The sequence below is a fragment of the Emticicia aquatilis genome (genome assembly GCF_014644295.1).
In the GTDB taxonomy this organism is placed as follows: Bacteria; Bacteroidota; Bacteroidia; order Cytophagales; family Spirosomataceae; genus Emticicia; species Emticicia aquatilis.
The window spans coordinates 51,697-70,127 of sequence record NZ_BMKK01000010.1; the positions used below are offsets into that span (position 1 = coordinate 51,697).

11 protein-coding genes and 1 pseudogene are annotated in these 18,431 nt (G+C 35.0%); 5 read left to right on the forward strand and 7 right to left on the reverse strand.

The annotated features are described in order from the left end of the window. Positions 1–10: 10 nt before the first annotated feature. On the reverse strand, positions 11–304 hold the full coding sequence (locus IEX65_RS20865) for a hypothetical protein (protein ID WP_188768982.1): 294 nt from the start codon (positions 302–304) through the stop codon (positions 11–13). A gap of 110 nt (positions 305–414) precedes the next feature. Between IEX65_RS20865 and IEX65_RS20870 the strand changes: the two genes are divergently transcribed. The 4 genes and pseudogenes from IEX65_RS20870 to IEX65_RS28240 all read left to right on the forward strand — a co-directional run bounded on the left by IEX65_RS20870 (position 415) and on the right by IEX65_RS28240 (position 6,504). Beyond that, complete coding sequence (locus IEX65_RS20870) at positions 415–3,228, forward strand: COR domain-containing protein (RefSeq protein WP_188768983.1); 2,814 nt, start codon at positions 415–417, stop codon at positions 3,226–3,228. 488 nt (positions 3,229–3,716) lie between these two features. Further along, entirely contained in the window at positions 3,717–5,183 is a 1,467-nt protein-coding gene (locus tag IEX65_RS20875) for a 3-coathanger stack domain-containing protein (protein ID WP_188768986.1), read from the forward strand. A 582-nt stretch (positions 5,184–5,765) separates the two neighbouring features. Then, positions 5,766–6,038: an IS1/IS1595 family N-terminal zinc-binding domain-containing protein gene (locus tag IEX65_RS20880; protein WP_188768988.1), complete on the forward strand. Its 273-nt coding sequence runs from the start codon at positions 5,766–5,768 to the stop codon at positions 6,036–6,038. A gap of 83 nt (positions 6,039–6,121) precedes the next feature. After that, positions 6,122–6,504, forward strand: a pseudogene (locus tag IEX65_RS28240) (IS1 family transposase). Positions 6,505–6,895: 391 nt separating this feature from the next. On the opposite strand, the gene IEX65_RS20895 reads toward IEX65_RS28240, so the two are convergent. The 5 genes from IEX65_RS20895 to IEX65_RS20915 form a co-directional block, all read right to left on the reverse strand. Next, positions 6,896–9,163, reverse strand: a complete 2,268-nt coding sequence (locus IEX65_RS20895; RefSeq protein WP_188768991.1) for a glycoside hydrolase family 20 protein — start codon at positions 9,161–9,163, stop codon at positions 6,896–6,898. Between the two features lie 68 nt (positions 9,164–9,231). Beyond that, on the reverse strand, positions 9,232–10,302 hold the full coding sequence (locus tag IEX65_RS20900) for a dipeptidase (RefSeq protein WP_188768993.1): 1,071 nt from the start codon (positions 10,300–10,302) through the stop codon (positions 9,232–9,234). Between the two features lie 58 nt (positions 10,303–10,360). Beyond that, positions 10,361–10,843: a RidA family protein gene (locus IEX65_RS20905; protein ID WP_188768995.1), complete on the reverse strand. Its 483-nt coding sequence runs from the start codon at positions 10,841–10,843 to the stop codon at positions 10,361–10,363. A 243-nt stretch (positions 10,844–11,086) separates the two neighbouring features. Continuing rightward, positions 11,087–12,631: a SusD/RagB family nutrient-binding outer membrane lipoprotein gene (locus tag IEX65_RS20910; protein WP_188768997.1), complete on the reverse strand. Its 1,545-nt coding sequence runs from the start codon at positions 12,629–12,631 to the stop codon at positions 11,087–11,089. Between the two features lie 12 nt (positions 12,632–12,643). After that, positions 12,644–15,844: a SusC/RagA family TonB-linked outer membrane protein gene (locus tag IEX65_RS20915; RefSeq protein ID WP_188769001.1), complete on the reverse strand. Its 3,201-nt coding sequence runs from the start codon at positions 15,842–15,844 to the stop codon at positions 12,644–12,646. A gap of 256 nt (positions 15,845–16,100) precedes the next feature. Between IEX65_RS20915 and IEX65_RS20920 the strand changes: the two genes are divergently transcribed. Continuing rightward, the gene (locus IEX65_RS20920; RefSeq protein ID WP_188769002.1) at positions 16,101–16,859 is read left to right on the forward strand and encodes a DeoR/GlpR family DNA-binding transcription regulator; all 759 of its coding nucleotides are present in this window, start codon (positions 16,101–16,103) and stop codon (positions 16,857–16,859) included. Positions 16,860–17,067: 208 nt separating this feature from the next. Here IEX65_RS20920 and IEX65_RS20925 read toward each other — a convergent pair whose 3' ends face one another. After that, the gene (locus tag IEX65_RS20925; protein WP_188769003.1) at positions 17,068–18,297 is read right to left on the reverse strand and encodes a serine hydrolase domain-containing protein; all 1,230 of its coding nucleotides are present in this window, start codon (positions 18,295–18,297) and stop codon (positions 17,068–17,070) included. Positions 18,298–18,431 lie beyond the last annotated feature (134 nt).

Below are 18,431 nucleotides of genomic sequence, written 5' to 3' on the forward strand. Positions count from 1 at the left end.
AACGAAGTTTTCAATCGTTAATTCTCAGCAAAATATCAAACGCATAGTTATCGTCGACATTTTTAATGCGTGGTATTTGCTCAAATTTCACTTCGACAAATAAATTCTTTTGCTTTTCCATTTCTTTTTTCAGAACTTGGTATGCAGATTTGGCTCGGGACAGTTTATTAGCGGGTTGTGGTTGGTGTGCAAGTTTGGTTTTCAGCATCCTATTTTGTGGGGTTGGTTTGGTTCGTGACTCAAATTGTCCTGCGGACAATTTATTAGCGAGGTTCGCCAAGTTCAAAAAGTCCAACTTACGCATTATGTAAAAGTTCATAATTAAAATCCTTATAATCAATGCTTTACCAAAATCATCACAATGCTTTTGGTTGGAAGTTAAAATATGTTTCAATAATTAATTTAATCTAACCAATGTCAGATATTGCTATTGAATTGATTGAAAAAAATTTACTATCAAAAGATAGGGTTTTAGATTTAGGTAATTGTGGATTAAATGGCTATTTGCCAGAAATTCTTTCAAAATGCCATTGGTTAAAAAAAGTAAATTTAGGAAATAAGTACTTTGACGAAGACACCTCACAATGGGTTTATTCCAGAAATTCTGGCCTTCCAAACTCATTTAATGGAAATGAATTAAGCCAATTAAATTCATTAAAAAAATTAGAATTTTTGTCATGCAATAATTGTGAAATTAACGATATATTATTTTTAACTAAATTAGGCAATTTGAAATATCTTGATTTGAGTAACAATAAAATTGATGATTGCAGATTTATATCCCATTTGGAAAATATTCAAATTTTAATTTTGGAAAATAGTAATATTTGGGATATAGGATACCTCTCAAATTTAAATAAATTAAGGAAGATTATTTTATCAAATAATAATGTTGAAAGACTCAATTCATTACAAAATTTGGAGGGATTAGAATATGTAGACTTATCTAATAATTTGATTTCTTTTTTAGGCTTTATATCAAATTTGGCAAATCTTAAATACTTAAATTTGAGTAATAATAAAATTTATGATATTTCTCCAATTGCAAATTTACATAAGATAGAAATATTAGATTTAAGTAAAAATTACATAATTAAAATAAATCCAATAGAAAAGTTAATAAATTTAAAATCTTTAAATTTTAGTAGTAACGAAATTCACGAAATTCCAATTAGGATTGTAAAGAACATAAAAATTGATTGGTTATTAGAAAATGACTATTCTTTAAGTAACAAAGTCATGCTATTTGATAACCCACTTTCCGAAAATATTAAAAACTCAATAAAAATTGGAGGTCGAGAGGGATTATTGGAGTTTTTGAAGAGTATCCAATATAACCAACATACAAGTCCATTAAATGAATGTAAAGTCATTATAGTTGGTCTTGGAAGTGCCGGTAAAACAAGTTTAATGAGAAGACTATACGATGGTTCATATAAAAAAGGAGAAGCCGAAACTCATAGTATCAATAAACTAAGCAAAAACTTTGGTGAAATAAAAGTTAATTTTTGGGATTTTGGAGGCCAGCACATAAAACATGCATTACACCAATTCTTTTTTACACAAAAAACATTTTATATTTTGGTTTTGGATGGTCGCAAAGAAGAGAAACCTACCTATTGGTTGGAACAAATTGATAGTCTTGGGAGACATTCCCCAGTCTTTATTGTTTTTAATAAAATTGATTACCCGTCTCAATTAGAAGAAATTGATACCGAAGAGATTAGAGATAAGTATCGCAATATAAAAGATTTTTACTACTTATCTTGTGAGACAAAATTAAATTTAAATAAGTTTATTAGTGATTTATCAAAGTGTATTGCTGAAGCTGATTTTTTAAAAGAGCCTTATCATGATGAATTTTTTATTTTAAAAGAAGTTTTAGAAAATGTTACAGAACACTATATTTCATATTCTCAATATGAAGAGTTAGTTCAAAAACAAAAATTCAAAACAATCGAAAATAAAGAATTTTGGTTGAAAACATTGCATCAAATTGGAGTAATTAGTTATTTTCCTAAAGTTCCAGACTTTCAAATTCTTAACCCTGAATGGCTTACAGTAGGTATTTATCATTTATTTTTGCATCCCATCTGTGTCTCAAAAAAGGGACGCCTTGTTGAAAGTGACTTATATGAAATTTTTAAATACCCTGTGATAAATAGTATAAATAAAAAGGAATTTTTCTATAATAATCATCATCATAAGTATTTGTTAAATTTGATGAAAGAATTTCAATTATGCACGGAAAATCCAATAAAAAATAATGAGTGGTTAATTCCTAAAGGCTTTGCACCTAAGGCAAAAATTTCTTTCGATATTTTTAGGAATCGTCCGTTAGCTGGCAAACTACCTGTATTGTATGCCTTTGAATATATAACTTGGATTCCATCAACTATTTTAAGGGTTATTGCTTCATTATTACCATTTGCTCATGAAGAAGACTATTGGAAAAATGGCATTTTAGTAAAACATGCTGAAAGTAATACTCAAGCATTAGTTTACGGAGATGAAGACTCTAAAAGGATAAATGTTTGGATAAAAGGAGAACAGATTAGAGAGTTTTGGATAGTACTTGATACAGTAATTACGATGATGAGTAGTTTTTTTGAAACCAATAAATTTCAAAAAATAGTATTCATTGATATACAAAAAAATCAATTCATAAGTTATCAATACTTACTAAATGCATTTATAGATGGCATTGATAATTTTTATCATCCCGAGTTTCGAAAAAATATCAATGTAATTGATTTACTAAAATTGTTTAAGAAAAATGAAGACCTTAAAAATGAAATTTCAAGATACCGAAAAGAATTGGATGAAAATATTTTTAAAGATGATAATAATGAAGGTAAAAAAACATACCAAACTTTAGCAGAACTTAAACTTGAGGAGTACGAGAGAAAAGAATTATTAAAAGTATATAGAAATTGGAAGTTATTTTCGCTAGCATTGTTTGTGATTAGTCTAATTTCTACTTCTTTAATAATCCTTTCCTATGAGTATGAATTAATAATTTCAAATACAAAATGGGCAATTATTAAACAATCTAATATGACAAAATACTTTGGTTTTTTTATTGGCTTTATTTGGAATTCAATTGTTGGAAAATTACTATATGATAGGTATTTTGATAATACAAAGCAAAAGACAAAGATTGAACAAATTGAAAAAGAAATGCAGAAAAAAAATAATGCAGGTTCCTATTTTGAAACTTTAGGATAGAATAAAAAATATTCGTGTTCTGCTAAAATAGTTTGATTTTTTTAGTTCATCGGCTTGGTTGACACGCAGAATCCGCTGGTTTTTGATTTTTCAAACGCATATTTCTCGTGTGACAGGACAGTTCTCTCCTACTCAATTTAGGATTTTCTGCTTGCAAAGTGGGTTGGCGACAAGTTCTCTGAGGGGTATTTTTGCCAACTTTTTTCCGAAACTCAAAGTTTTATTCAACTCATTTGCTTTTTTGTATTTTTCCATGCAAATTTACCTTCAGCAGCATACTTCTTGGCTTGGGTTCTTGGCGTGCCTGCCGTCCGTTGGACGGCATATCAGAGCGGTCGCAAAGTTATTCGAGTCCAACGTAAAGCATTATGTAAAGGTCTGATATTTAATAAATTAACTCTAAAATCACTCCAAAAACCATCATAATGCTGGTCGTTGGAAATGTGGACGAGTATTTTCAAAATTATATAATATCTACAATCACATAAATGAAACTAAATATTACACTACTTACATCTATATTTCAAATATTAATTTTTCAAAAAATGTACTCACAAATTCCACATATTGAGTGGCAAAGATGCTATGGAGGGACAGGAAATGAGTATATAAGAGACCTAATTCCAACTAAGGATGGTAATTATATTGTAATGGGTAGCACTACTTCTCTTGATGGTGACGTTGGACCACGCATAATTACTGATGCAGACGCTTGGGTCCTAAAATTTAATAAACGAGGGGATATTATTTGGTCTAAAACTTTATTTAATAGAGGATACTATGGTGTAGCTCTTGCAGGAAACGAAACTGAAAATGAGGACATATTGATATCAGCTTACGTGTATTCTAGTGACGCATGGGGGTTTAAACTAAATAAAAATGGTAATAAAATTTGGAGTAAATATGGTATCCCATTGGTCAGTCAACAAATTATTAAAGATTTTGAACCTAACAAATTTGTAGGGATTAGAAATACTTATAATATAAATCATCAATCCAGCTCTGACTTCACATTAGCCAAAATTGATACAACAGGATTGGCTTCCTATGATAATAAATATGGAGGAAATCGTACTGAAAATGTTTACTCAGTTACAAAAACAACAGATAATTGCTATATCATGGTTGGGTGGACTTTTTCAAATAATAGTGGAGATGTTGGAATTAATAATGCTCGAGAGGACAGTGGCGATATTTGGGTTGTCAAAATTAATTCTACTGGAAATATTATTTGGCAAAAAAGTTTGGGTAAAGCAAATGTTTGGGAAGAGTGCTTTTCAGTTGTTTCAGATGGAGCAGGTGGGTGTGTTTTAGCGGGTACTTTTTATCCAAGTACCTATGATGCAATTCCTGACATTGGCATCTATCATCTCGATAATTTAGGTAATCTTGTATGGCAAAAAAACTATGGAGGAACTGGCTCAGAAAGACCTACTTGTATTGCAAAAGATATTGACGGTGGTTATGTAGTTTCAGCTAGGACAAACTCAACTAATGGAAATATTTCTGGTTATCATGGAGGAGATTATGATGGATGGTTACTAAAAGTTGATAGGAATGGTAATTTAGTTTGGCAAATATGTTTAGGAGGTAGTTCAGTTGATGAGCTTCAAAGAGTATATGTTACTCCCGGAGGAGACTATATTGTAGCAGGCTATACAAAAAGTAATGATGGAGATGTAAGCGGATATCATGGTAGTAATCCAAATCAAGAATGGGGGGACTCTTGGATTTTACGCTTATCAAATTCATATTGTTCAAATTCAGAATATATTACTTCTACAATTTCTAATTCACAAACTTTTAAGACAAATAGTACAATAACTGCATTAAATACTATAACTAATACTGGAAATGTTATTTACAATGCAAAAAATAACATTATTCTGAATCCAGGCTTTCAAGTAAGTCAAAATGGAAAGTTCTATGCGGTTGTTGATGGATGTGATAATTAAAAAACTCACACGTCCTCCCAATTTGGTACTTTTTACAAACAGAATAAATACGAGTTTTTCAAGGGGTTTTTATATTTTACTGACGACAGTAAAGCCTTTTTTTAGTTCATTGGGGGTCTTTTTATATCGCTTCAGACAGGCAAGTAGCGAAATTCTAAAAGCTGCTTGTTTTATTCCTAAAAGTAGCTATTTTTATTCTGCATTTCGGGCGTTCAAAATTAGTTTGGGGACATCAAAAATGCGTGGTATTTGCTCAAATTTCACTCCGACAAATAAATTCTTTTGCTTTTCATTTTCTTTTTTCAGAACTTGGTATGCAGATTTGGTCAGCGACTTTCGATTAGAGTAGTTTCTACGATTTTTATCATCTTAGCACGCAGCTCTGTCGGTGGACATCAAATTGGAGCAGTTCGCATAGTTGGTTTGTCTCCAACACGAGCAAATAAGTAAAAGTTTGATAAATCAATTAATAAACTCAAAATCTAACCCCGAATCTTCTCATTTGCGGTCGTTGGAAAAATTTTAAACGAATCGGTAGTGGGTAATATCGGCATACATTGAATTTTTGAGTATCTTTGTGGCATGGCAACGATAAATTTAATGTGTGTTCACTGCGAAAGCGAAAAGGTAGTAAAATGCAGTCTTCATCCCGATACAGGTAAACAGCGTTATCTCTGCAAAGAGTGCGGACGAAGATTTGTAAATGGTTATACATGGAGAGCAAATGACCCTACAATCAAGGCATTGATAATCAGTATGAGTCATAATGGAAGTGGGACAAGAGATATAGAAAGAGTCTTAAAAGTAGCCCGTCAAACCGTGAGCAATACTTTTAAAAAAAAGCCTCAGAAGTAAGTTATGTAAATACAGAGCTCTTAAAAAAGCTACCAGACCACCAAGAGCGAGAATCACTAAAAAGGCTTGATTGTCAAGTATTTATATCATCAGAAGCAGATGAACAATGGAGTTTCATAGGCTCCAAAAAGACTCAAAGGTGGCTATGGTATATATTGGAAAAACAGACACGGAAAGTAATAGCCTTTACTTTTGGACCGAGAACAGATGCCACTTTTAAAAAGCTTTTAGGCTTATTTGACCAATGTAAAATTGACCGAATAGATACTGACGGGGAGCCTACAATAGAGTTTGGTTCAGACCTATGCATCGAATTGGAAAGGCTTTCACTTGGAGAATTGAACGTAAAAATCTTGATTTGAGAACAAGAATAAAACGCCTAAATCGACGAACTATTGGATTTTCTAAATCTGAAATTGTACATGATTCGGTCATTGGATTATTCATAAATCAGTATATGTTTTAGAATATATGCCGATATTAACCATTACCGATAGATTTACTCTTTAGTCTGAAGATTTTTTTGCTTTTCATCTTCTTTTTTTAGAACTTGATAAGCAGACTGGGCTAAGATATATAGGCAAAGTTGTTTCTTCTATCATCCTAACATTCTATTTGTTAAATTGGTAGATGCTATAATTAAAGCTGGCTTAGCTACAAAAAGCATTGTTTTAAGACATAAAAACAACTATGAACTCAAAATCTAATTTCAAAACAAAATCTCAATTTCGTGTTCTCTAAGATATGTAAAACCTTGATATTTTTATTGCATTTATGGACAAGTACGAGCTAATTTGAAGCAAAACTTCTCAGTTTTTAATCTACTATCAATCATCGATAATTAAAACTCTATTCCATTAATTTACGATTATTTCATCTACTAATAGCCAGGCTTTTCCACCTGCACCATACTCCCCTGCTGGGATTATGCCTTTATTTTTTGCAAATACCTTTATGAAACGTGCTTGAGTCGGTTTGATGATAGCATTGATTTTATTTATTCCATTAACTGAGAATTCACTTGTGCTATATACTTCTTGATAGTTAACTCCATCGGTAGATAGTGAAAAAGTCAGCACATTAGGTTCCCACATTCTTTGCCAGTGATACTTCAATAGATTCAATCCAATTTGAGAAACACTTTGAGTACTTTCTAAATCAATAATGGCTTCCAAATCTTCTCCACTAAAACCTACCCATTGGCCATTGTTGTACCGACTATTTCCTGCTAAACCATTTCCCAGTGCAAACTGAATTGAAGGATTATAATTTGCTTTAGGCTGATTTTTGAGTGTAATATTTTTAGCAATTGCTTTATGATATGTAAAGTTTTGTTCTAATATTTTTCCGTACGGCTTATTCTCAACAAATAACTGGGCTTTCAATATGGTGCTTTTTTCAATAGCAATATGGTCTTTAAAAATACTATCTTGAGGAGTGGGATTCTTTCTATTTAAAGTATAATGGATTTTGGCATTTGGTAAAGTTGATGCAAGATGAATAATGCTCTTACCCGATTTCTCCATCAAAAAAACATAATTTAATTCTTCAAAACGATTGAAGTAGTTTACATTTTTGTGCTGTAAAAAAAGCCTATTTTGACGTAATCTACTCAGGAAATCATCATAATCTTTCAATTCCTTAGGTGTCCATGCAATTTCTGCCAGTGCCAAAGCCCTTGGAAAAGTCATATATTCCACTTGCTCGGAGCTTGGCATATATTCTGTCCAAACGTTGGCTTGTACACCTTTGATAAAAGGATAATAGGCTTCTTGTAGGTCTTTTGTATGTGGTTCATAACTGTAAACTTTTGTCAAAGATGTATATCCTGCGGCAGCGGTCGGTTCGTCTGAATGCAATGATTGATAATAATCTAAGTATAAATGACTTTCGGGGGTCATTATAACTTCGTGTTTTTGTTGGGCGGCAGCAATGCCACCTGCTTCTCCACGCCAACTCATCACAGTTGCATTCGGACTCAAACCACCTTCCAGAATTTCATCCCAACCAATAATTTCACGACCTTTTCCATTCAAATATTTTTCAATTCTTTGTATAAAGTAGCTTTGCAGTTCATGTTCATCCGCTAAACCTTGAGTTTTTATACGTTGTTGGCATTTTGGGCAGGCTTTCCAACGTACTTTTGGGCATTCATCACCACCGATATGTATATATTTTGAAGAAAAAAGTGGTAAGACTTCGTCTAAGACATCTTGTAAAAACGAAAAAGTTTTATCATTTCCTGCACAAAAGACTTCATCAAAAACTCCCCAGAAAGTAGCAGTTTGATAGCCTTCCTGACGACACCCAAATTCTGGATAAGCAGCTAAAGCAGCAGAAGCATGGCCAGGCATTTCTATTTCAGGGATAATTGTAACGTGTCTTTGAGTGGCATACCTCACCAACTCTTTCACTTCCAGCTGGGTATAAAATCCGCCATAAGGTTTCCCATCAAAGCGGTGTGGCGAATCTTTTTTATGGCCTATAATTGTCTCTTGACGATACGCCGCAACAGTTTGTAGGCGAGGATATTTCTTTATTTCTATCCGCCAACCTTGGTCATCAGTCAAGTGCCAATGAAATGTATTGAGCTTGTAGGAAGCCAATAAATCTATATATTTTTTAAGAAACGAAATTGGAAACATATTGCGACCCACATCTAAATGCAAGCCACGATACGCAAATCGAGGATAATCTTCAATGCGACAAGCGGGAATAGATTTCGATTGAACTGATAATTGAATAAGACTTTGAACTCCATAAAATACTCCAGCGACATCATGGCCAATAATAGAAATCTGCGATGAACTGACCGTAAGAAAATACCCTTCTCTATTACGAACTTTCACCGAATCTATTCTCAATTCAATAGCTTGCTTTGATTTATTGGTAATGGCGAAAGAAAAGTGGTGTATATGCTGCAAAGCGGTTTGTAAAAACTTAGCGTTTGCTTCAAGAGATTTTTCAGCTAAAATCGTGGTTTGCTTATCGAAAATAAAAGAACCTGTCTCATAGGTAATTGAGACAGGTTTAGGAATAATTGCCAAAGTTTTTTGTGTCTGCTGAGCAAATCCCAAACAGTTGTAAATACACAAAATACCTACCAGTAAGGTTCTTTTTAGCATAGAATTTATGTAGTTAAACCATCATCAAAGAGTAATGCTTTTACAGTCTAAACTTTGACGATGATATGTTATTTCCAGTTTTTTCTTAAAAATCTCAACCAGTTTCCGTGCATGATATTCTCAATATCGGTTGATGAATACCCTCTTTGCTCAAGAATTATTGTTACTTTCTGCAAATCTGCAATCGTATCCAAATCATACGGACTTTGTTCTAAACCAAAAGCCCCGTCGAGGTCAGAACCAATACCTACATGAAGAGCATTACCTGCCAACTGACAGATATGGTCAAGGTGGTCAACCATTACGGCTAAATTACAGTTCATACCAATCGGGGTTGATTTTCCTCTTACCCAATCGGGTACCATCATCCAAGCATCTAAAGCTCCACCAATAACAGCACCTCTACTGATGAGTTCTTTTATTTGTTCATCACTAAACTGTCGATTATGATTGACCAAACTTCTACATAAATTATGACTTGCCCAAATTGCTCCATGAAAATGCTCCATTGCTTCCCAAAAACTATCATCACATAGATGAGTAGCATCTAAAATGATACCCAAACGCTCCATTTCTTTAAGCAAAGCTTGGCCATTCGGCCCCATAAAACCTGTTGCATCAGTGCCTTGTGCATATCTGCCAGGGCCATAATGTGCAGGGCCGATTGCTCTAAGTCCATATTTATAAGCATGCTCTACATGGTCGATTGTCACCAATGAATCGGCACCTTCAAGGCTCAAAATATAACCAATCGGCTTATGGTCGTTTGGAGTTCCATCATTCCAAAGCTTTAGGTGGTTTTCTAAGGTTTCAAGGTTATGGATTTGGGTCATTTCGCCACATTCTTCCATACTTTTATACCAAGCAAGCTGTCCTTGGGTTTGTGACCATGCTTGCTCGGGCGAAAACCAACCTGGCAATGAGCTATCGGGTTTGACAAATCTTGCAATTTGTGTGGCTACGACCAGACCGATATTTCCTTTTCTTAGAGCGGGAAAAGTCACAGTTCCTTTGGCACGGTCGGGCTTATCGTTCATGCCAGCCTCTCTTACTCGTACTTCTTCAACAGGCAATCGTAAATCTCGATTCCATTCCATTGCGTTCATACTAAGGTCGAGATGAGCATCTATTATAAACATAGTTTCAGCGAAATATTTTATTTAAAAAATAAGAGAAATTTATTCAAGCTACTTCTACTTAATCATTTAACTCAAATAAAGCCTCTACCTCTACTGGAATATTATCAGGCAAAGAACCCATTCCAACTGCACTTCTTACTCCTATCCCATTTTCGGTTCCCCAAACCTCAGCAAAGAGTTCGCTGCAACCATTGATAACGTACGGGTGGCGTTCAAAATCAGGTGTGCAATTTACCATACCTAAAACTTTAATAACTCTTTTTACTCGGTCAAGGCTACCGATGTGTGTTTTGATTGTAGAAAGCATCGTTAAGCCAACTTGACGTGCAGCCAATTTGCCTTGCTCAATATCTAAATCTTGTCCGATTCGGCCAATTATCAAGCTTTTATCATCTTGCACAGGCCCATGTCCCGATAAGTATAAATATTTTCCATCAATCAAGTATGGCTTATACACTCCCAAAGGCGTTGGAGCAGGTGGAAGAGAAAGTTGTAGTGTGTCCAATGCTTCTTCTGGACTGATTGTTTCAATGATAGTCATGTTGTTAATTGCTCTAAAGGCGTTTTGTTGATTTATTTATTTGTGTGATTTTCAATTTGCACCATCTAAATTGCTACAATAAGAATTCTTTTAGAAATCATGGGTATAAATACAAATTGACAGTATTTTTCTGCTAATTGATTTTCGTTTGATGAAAGAATACTTATCAAGTAGTAGCAAAATTCTCTCGAAAATTGCCACTACTAATAAGCGTTTTTATAGATTGAATTGAATAGATGCTAATTATTTATCCCACCATACACGAGTCAATAAATCATCATTACCTTGACGTTGTACGGCTTCGTTGTAAGAAACTCGATTGAGGGTTTGCTCAGAAACTGGATATAAGAATCGACGGAAGATTTTGCCACCAGTGGCATTTCCTGGATATACATTCGGTACTAAGGCAGGGTAGCCAGTACGACGATAATTATTGTAAACTTCCTGTGCATCAGGGAAAAGTCCAACCCAAAACTCATTGTATATTTGTTCGGTTTGTTCAGCTATCGTACCAGTTGTCTTCAATGTATGAGCTGCTACATAGCTATCAATACGAGCTTTGCTGATAGTATTGACTGTACCACTAATCAAATCCCATTGTTGCATAGCTGCTCTGATGCCAGTTTCGTATAAACTGGCAGCCGTTTCGGCTTTATACCATCCTTTTAATGCTGCTTCGGCCAACAAATAGTTAGATTCGGCAACTGTAAATAACAATAAAGGAGCATCTACTTTTAATACGGTCGTTTGTTTAGGCTCCGAGAACGTTACAAAATTTGAAGGTTTGGTACCGTTGATGGTTGCTGGCATACCTTTCTGAATACTTTCATCAGAACTGGCAACTCCGTTTACATAAACAACCGAAAGCACACCTAATCTTGGGTCATTATTAGCTTTTAAGTAATTAATAAACACCTCTTGATACTTACCACCTTCGGTGTTATTGATACCATCGGCACGCAAATAATTATCGTTGAGCAACTGCCATGCAATCGGATTTTTATTGATGTTTTGTCCGCTTGAAGTATAGGTCATCTTTGCAATGTCGGCATAGTCACGTATTACACCTCCCGCAATGGCTTTATTTACCCAGCTTTGAGCAGCGGCAGCATCTACTTTGCTTAGACGCATACCCAGTCTCAACATAAGCGAATATGCGAACTTCTTCCATTTAGCTACATTGCCTTGATAAATCAAATCAGAGTTTCCGAATGTTGTTGTGTTTGAAGCATCTAATGCCGTAGCTGCAGCTTCAAGTTCTTTCAACATATCGGCATAAATAGCACTTTGAGAATCATACTTAGGTTGGAAAATCGAAAGATTATATCCTTGTCCAGCTTCAGAATAAGGAATATCTCCGTACAAATCAGTAAGACGACTAAAGCAATATGCTCTCCAAATACGAGCAGTTGCGTATAAGTTTACTTTCGATGGGTCATCTTTTACTCCTTTTATCACCTCCCCTATTTCATTAATTTGATTCGGGTAAGAGTTACTAAATACGCCGCCAGTAGCATTTACTTGTGATGCCGTATATTTTGAACCAAAACCTTCCACGTCGTTGTAGCTGGTAGTGTATTGCATCAAGCCAAATAAAAGGCTGCCTTTGTTTCCGCTGTTTGCAGCACCATCGTAGAGAGCTTTACTAAATATATAGGGTATTGTGGGTACAGAAACCGCATTAGGGTTTGTATTGATTTCGACAAAATCTTTATCACACGAAGAAAGGATACCCAAACTTCCTGCTATCAGTAAAGAAAATGTATATTTTGAAAATATATGTTTCATTTTTGCTCTTTGTTAAAATTTCAGATTCAGATTCAAACCATAAGAACGAGTACGTGGTAAGCCTATCGACTCGATACCTTGAGCCGAACCGTTGGTTAAACTTTGCTCTGGGTCAAAATTATCTGTTTGTTTGTATAAAATTAGGAGGTTACGACCAACCAACGAAACGCTTGCCGATTGCACGCCCAGTGCTTTCAAGAAATTGCTTGGCAAATTATATGAGATTATAACCTGACGTAGTTTCACAAAACTTGCGTCGTGAACAAACAACTCTGTGTAACGGTTTAAGTTATTGTAATAAGCACTGCGTAAATTGGCTACTGGAACTGTGTAAGAATAAGAATCTCCTTTGGCTGTTACACCTGTTAATTGTAAACCGTTCTCACGACCTGGCAAAGTAGATTTTAATAAACCTAAACGAGTAGCGTACACTTCCATTACCGAGAAAATACTACCACCGAATTTTCCATCAACCAAGGCATCAAGTGAGAAGTTTTTATACTTAAATGTATTTGTCACACCCATTGTGTATGGTGGTACACCATTGCCTAAATATTGATTGTTATCTGTCTGTAATGGAAGATTAGAATTAGTATCATAAATGATATTTCCTGCTGCATCGGTCTTTTTACGATAACCATAGATACCACCAAAAGGCATACCTACTTGGTTATTGATAAAAGCATTACCATTAGCCGAGTTTCCAATCGAAAATGTATTGATACCATCAGCCAATTTCAAGACTTCACTTTTATTGTAGGCAAAATTGAAGCTCGTTGTCCAAGAAAAGTTGGTAGATTTAATAGGTGTTCCTTCGATTAATAGTTCTATTCCTTTATTACTTAATTCACCAGAATTTAAGATTGCACTCGTGTATCCCGAAGCACCCGAAATTGGCACACTCACAATATCGTTTGTAGATTTTTTATTATATACGGCTACATCAAAATTCAGTCTTCCACGATACATTTTGGCATTAAATCCTAATTCGGTAGTAGTCGAAGTAAATGGTTTTAACTCTGCATTGGTAATAGATACCGAACTTACATTTTGTAAGGGAACAGTACCTGCACTTGGTACACTACTGTATGCAAGATTGATAGCATAAGGGTCGGGACCACCACCACCAACTTGAGCCCACGATGCACGTAGTTTTACAAAATCGACTGATTGTGGCATTTTTATGATGTCAGAGAGCATCAAACTTGTACCTACACTTGGATAAAAGATATTATTGTTTTTTGGGCTTAAAGTTGAAAACCAATCATGACGGCCAGTTAAGGTTAAGAACCAAATGCTTTTGTAATCAAAATCAAATGAGCCAAAAACCGAATTTGTTTTGATATTGCTGCTTACTGGCGTAACCGAAGAGGTGGCTAAGTTTGAGAAACTGTAGAAATATGGAATGGTATATCCTTGTCCATAAAAATCAAATTGATTGTTTTTAAATTGACGAGTATTTGCTCCTGCCAAAGCCGAAAACCCGATTGATTCTCCAAATTTTGTATTATAGGCAGCCGTAATCATGCTATTGGTTTCTGATACATCTGACTTAATGCCGTCATACTGCCCTTGCGGAATATACTGCCCACCAGTAGGCATAATACTCGTAAAATTGTAGTTATAAAAATCACGAGTTGTAGTTGCCTTCAAGGTTAGGTTTTCCAGTAAATCATAAGAAATAGAGGTTTGACCAATAAAACGGTCTTTGGTATCTGTTTCTTTAAACTTATTGACAAAAAAATAGCCATTTGTTACGATACCTGCATCATTCCAGAATATTTCATTACCATTGGCATCATGACCTGGGTCGAGCCAACGTACATCCACTGTATTTGCCACCTCATAAGCCATCCAGTTGGGATTACCCAAGGCATCACCCGCAATTGGTCGATTGTTACCTTGCTCAACATTATACTGAACAACCGCCTCTGCTCTCAGTCTATTACTTAATTTAGCCGAGATATTAAGATTGGCAGTTTTACGCTTATAAGTATTAGAAGGTAATACACTTTTAGCATTGACATCGGCCAAAGAGAGGCGATAGACAATCGCATCGTTACCACCCGACAAAGCGATAGAGTTTGTGAAATTTGTACCTGTTTGATAGAAATTCCTTAAATTATTCTTTTGTGCTACATAAGGGTGAGTTTTGCCATCAGCGGCAACATAATCAGTCGAACCATCAATTTTTGAACCAAAAGAGCGGCGTCCAGTAGCCTGTGCTTGTGCAAGTGTAGTGGGTTTTACACCGCCATCACCTTGTCCGTATTCGTATTGAAAATCAGGGAATACCGCAACATTATCCATCGTGAAAGTACCATTGTATTCAACTCCGATACCCTTTTGGGCTTTACCTTTTTTGGTAGTAATTAAAATCACACCATTGGCTCCTCGTGAACCATACAAAGCGGCCGCAGCCCCACCTTTCAACACCGTCATAGATTCAATATCATCGGGGTTAATGGCAGCAATACCATCGCCACGGTCAGTACCCGCTTTTGTACCTAAACCATTAGGTAGCGAGCTTCCACCCGGTACACTATTATCAATAGGCATACCGTTTATAACATATAGTGGTTGGCTATTACCCGTCAGTGAACCATTTCCACGAATCACAACACGGCTCGAACCACCAGGGCCAGTTGATAAACCTGTTGCATTAACGCCCGCAATTTTACCTGTCAGTGCATTTGCAACGTTGTTTTCACGAGCTTGGGTAAAATCGCTACCACTGATTTCGGATACTGAATAAGCTAAAGCTCTTTTATCCTTTTTAACACCTAAGGCAGTTACGACAACTTCACCGAGCTGCTGAACACTTTCTTTTAAAGTAATTGATATCGACGTCTGACTCGATGAAACCACAATTTCTGTAGGTTCGTAACCAATACTCGTGACAACTAATGTTACATTTTTTGAGGCGAGATTTTCGGGCAGATTTAATTTAAAATTTCCTTCTACATCAGTAGTTACGCCCAATTTGGGATTTTCTTTGACAAAAACCGTAGCACCAATTATAGGAGTTGCATCTTTTGCAGCAATCACCTTGCCCGTAACATCTTTAGCCAATGCTGATTTCTTAGAAACTTTAGAAAAGCCTGCTTCATTTTCATGCACTTTTCCATACGAATAGTTGCTCAAAGCCAAACTTCCTGCCAGAGAAAGCCATAATAAGCATCGAGTATTTTTTAATCGTCTAATTTTTTTCATACTTTAAAGTTTTTATGGTAAACTGGATATTTTGCAATAAATGCAGAGTTAATTTGCATTTATTGCACAAACATAAAATATAATTCCTTAAATACTGCAAAAATTGCAATAATATTTTTCTCTATTTGCAAAATTTGAGCATTTATAACTATCCATGTTGCTTTTTTTGCAATATTTAATAGTAGCGAAACCAATAAAATTGCAATTTTTCTTAACTTTGTAGTACTCTATTCAATTGTAAAATCTCGAAGCCAAAATGTCTATTAGCCTTTTAAAAAAAGAACGAAAGGATTTGATTCTGAAGGAAATCAACATACATACACGCATATCTTTGAATGAATTGGCTGAAAAGCTAAATGTTTCAGAAGATACCATCAGAAGAGATATCAATGAGCTTTCGGAAGATGGTGAAATTATCAAAATCCGTGGAGGTGCTATGTCGAAAGCATATCATCATGGCTCGAATCTACAAGAAACGTATGCTCATTCTCAGAAAGAGATTATTGGTAAAAAAACCTTGACTTTATTGAAGGAGGGAATGCTCGTGCTGATTGGTGGAGGAACAACTATTCGAGAGTTTGTCAAGCTAATCCCTGATGATTTTTCAGCTACTTTTATGACAGTTAATCCACTTACGGCCGTAGAACTTTTAGATAAACCGAATATTGAAATTATCCTTATAGGTGGACAGGTGTCTCGTTATAGTCAAATGACTGTTGGTGGAGAAGTGCATCAACGTCTTTCTGAAATGAAAGCCGACTTATGTATTATCGGAACAAACGCTTTAGATGCCCACGGGGGCTTGACCGACTCAGATTGGGAGACAATACAAGTGAAAAAGTCGATGATGAAAGCTGCCAAAAAAGTAGTGGTAGTTGCTATTTCTGAAAAGCTAAATTCTGTAATGAAAATGAAGGTGGCTGATTTGCAAGAAATTGATTACTTAATCACCGAACTTCCTGCTGATGCCGATATTTTGACTTCGTTTAAGAATAATAAATTAGAAATTTTGTAAGTAATCTTTTTTAGGACAAGCTTTATGAGAGATGCTACATAAGTAAAGATAAAGAATTATTTGATAGTATATTTTTAAACACGGAGTAACACAAAGTTTACAAATACACAGAGTTTCACAGCGTTTTTCTACTACTTAGTGTAACTTTGTGGTTAAAATATTGTCAATTAAATAGTTCTTTATTCTTATCTCTTTCTAAAACATAATTTCAATGGCCATAATATTTCATAACGGTCTTGAAAACTTGCTCTCTGATTGGATTTACATTGAAATAATCTCTTGTAGGAGACAAACCCACGTTTTGACGGTTGATGAGTAAAACTATTGAAATATTATCGTCAGGGACGACGGCAATACTTGTACCCGTAAAGCCAGTATGACCAAAAGAACCTTCACTGGCATTTTTCATGAAAGCATTCTGATTATCCATCATCCAGCCGAGGCCATTATTAAATTTATCTTTTGTCAAAAAAAGTCGAACAGTTTTCTCTGAAATAAATTGTTTTTTGCCATTCTTACCACTATTCCGAAGCACATCTACCAGTTTTTGTATATCATCAATTGTCGAAAAAATACCTGCTGCTCCCGAAACACCTTCATTAGCATACCAAGTGTTTCCGTCGTTTACTTCCCCTTTGAGCGTGTACTGACGCCATCCATTCCACGAACTTGGGTCGATTGATTTTATCTTAAACCCTAAAGTTGAGTCCTCAACCATGCGTTTTTCGTAAGGATTTCCGTGGGATGTAGCCGCAATTTTTAATTTTCGCCCAGTATCGTTTGGTCGGTAAGTGGTATTGGTCATTTTTAGAGGTCGAAAAATATTTTCTTCCATAAAAATATTCAAGGGTTTATTAGAGACTTTTTCGATGATTTCACCTAAAATAGTGAAACCTAAATCGCTGTAATGCCTTCCCTTTCCTACTGGAAATTTTAGTGGTAATTCTTCAATAAATTTAAAAGTTTCTTGTTTAGTTTTACAATGATAATACAGCGGATACCAATCATATAAGCCCGAAGTATGTGTGAGTAGATGCCGAATTGTAATGTCTTTTTTGTCGGGTTGATTAAACCCTTGAATATATTTTCCAACCTTATCTTCAACACTTATTTTACCCGCATCAACCAAAAGCATAATAGAAGTTGTCGTTCCGACAACCTTGGTCAAAGAGGCAATATCGTATAAATGTTCGATTGATGTCTCTTCAGGATTTGCCAAAACATTTCCATTAAAATCTTTTATTTGGGCATATCCGTAGGCTTTTTTAAGAATAACCTCATTTCCTTTTTTGACTTGAATCACTGCTCCTGGAATCTTCGATTGCTCAATATAATTCTGAATGATGGTGTTTATTTCGGCAATACAAGTAGCTTTATTCTGAGAATATCCCGCAACAAAACTTAGTACAAACAATAAGGTAAGCGTTTTTTTTAACATAACTAAGGTGATTTTAAATCCATTTTTATGGCATAATTAGGCCTATACTCTTCCGAAGTAGTATTTCTGTAAAACCTTCTTTCACAAAGTTATTTAAATTTCCAACCGTTTTAAAGCGATTCTGATGATTTGGT

Excerpts from the sequence above, each read along its gene's own strand:
- IEX65_RS20920 (WP_188769002.1), top strand. The coding sequence starts at position 16,101 with ATGTCTATTAGCCTTTTAAAAAAAGAACGAAAGGATTTGATTCTGAAG.
- IEX65_RS20875 (WP_188768986.1), top strand. The coding sequence starts at position 3,717 with ATGAAACTAAATATTACACTACTTACATCTATATTTCAAATATTAATT.
- IEX65_RS20880 (WP_188768988.1), top strand. The coding sequence starts at position 5,766 with ATGGCAACGATAAATTTAATGTGTGTTCACTGCGAAAGCGAAAAGGTA.
- IEX65_RS20900 (WP_188768993.1), bottom strand. The coding sequence starts at position 10,302 with ATGTTTATAATAGATGCTCATCTCGACCTTAGTATGAACGCAATGGAA.
- IEX65_RS20870 (WP_188768983.1), top strand. The coding sequence starts at position 415 with ATGTCAGATATTGCTATTGAATTGATTGAAAAAAATTTACTATCAAAA.
- IEX65_RS20925 (WP_188769003.1), bottom strand. The coding sequence starts at position 18,297 with ATGTTAAAAAAAACGCTTACCTTATTGTTTGTACTAAGTTTTGTTGCG.
- IEX65_RS20905 (WP_188768995.1), bottom strand. The coding sequence starts at position 10,843 with ATGACTATCATTGAAACAATCAGTCCAGAAGAAGCATTGGACACACTA.
- IEX65_RS20895 (WP_188768991.1), bottom strand. The coding sequence starts at position 9,163 with ATGCTAAAAAGAACCTTACTGGTAGGTATTTTGTGTATTTACAACTGT.
- IEX65_RS20910 (WP_188768997.1), bottom strand. The coding sequence starts at position 12,631 with ATGAAACATATATTTTCAAAATATACATTTTCTTTACTGATAGCAGGA.
- IEX65_RS20865 (WP_188768982.1), bottom strand. The coding sequence starts at position 304 with ATGCGTAAGTTGGACTTTTTGAACTTGGCGAACCTCGCTAATAAATTG.
- IEX65_RS20915 (WP_188769001.1), bottom strand. The coding sequence starts at position 15,844 with ATGAAAAAAATTAGACGATTAAAAAATACTCGATGCTTATTATGGCTT.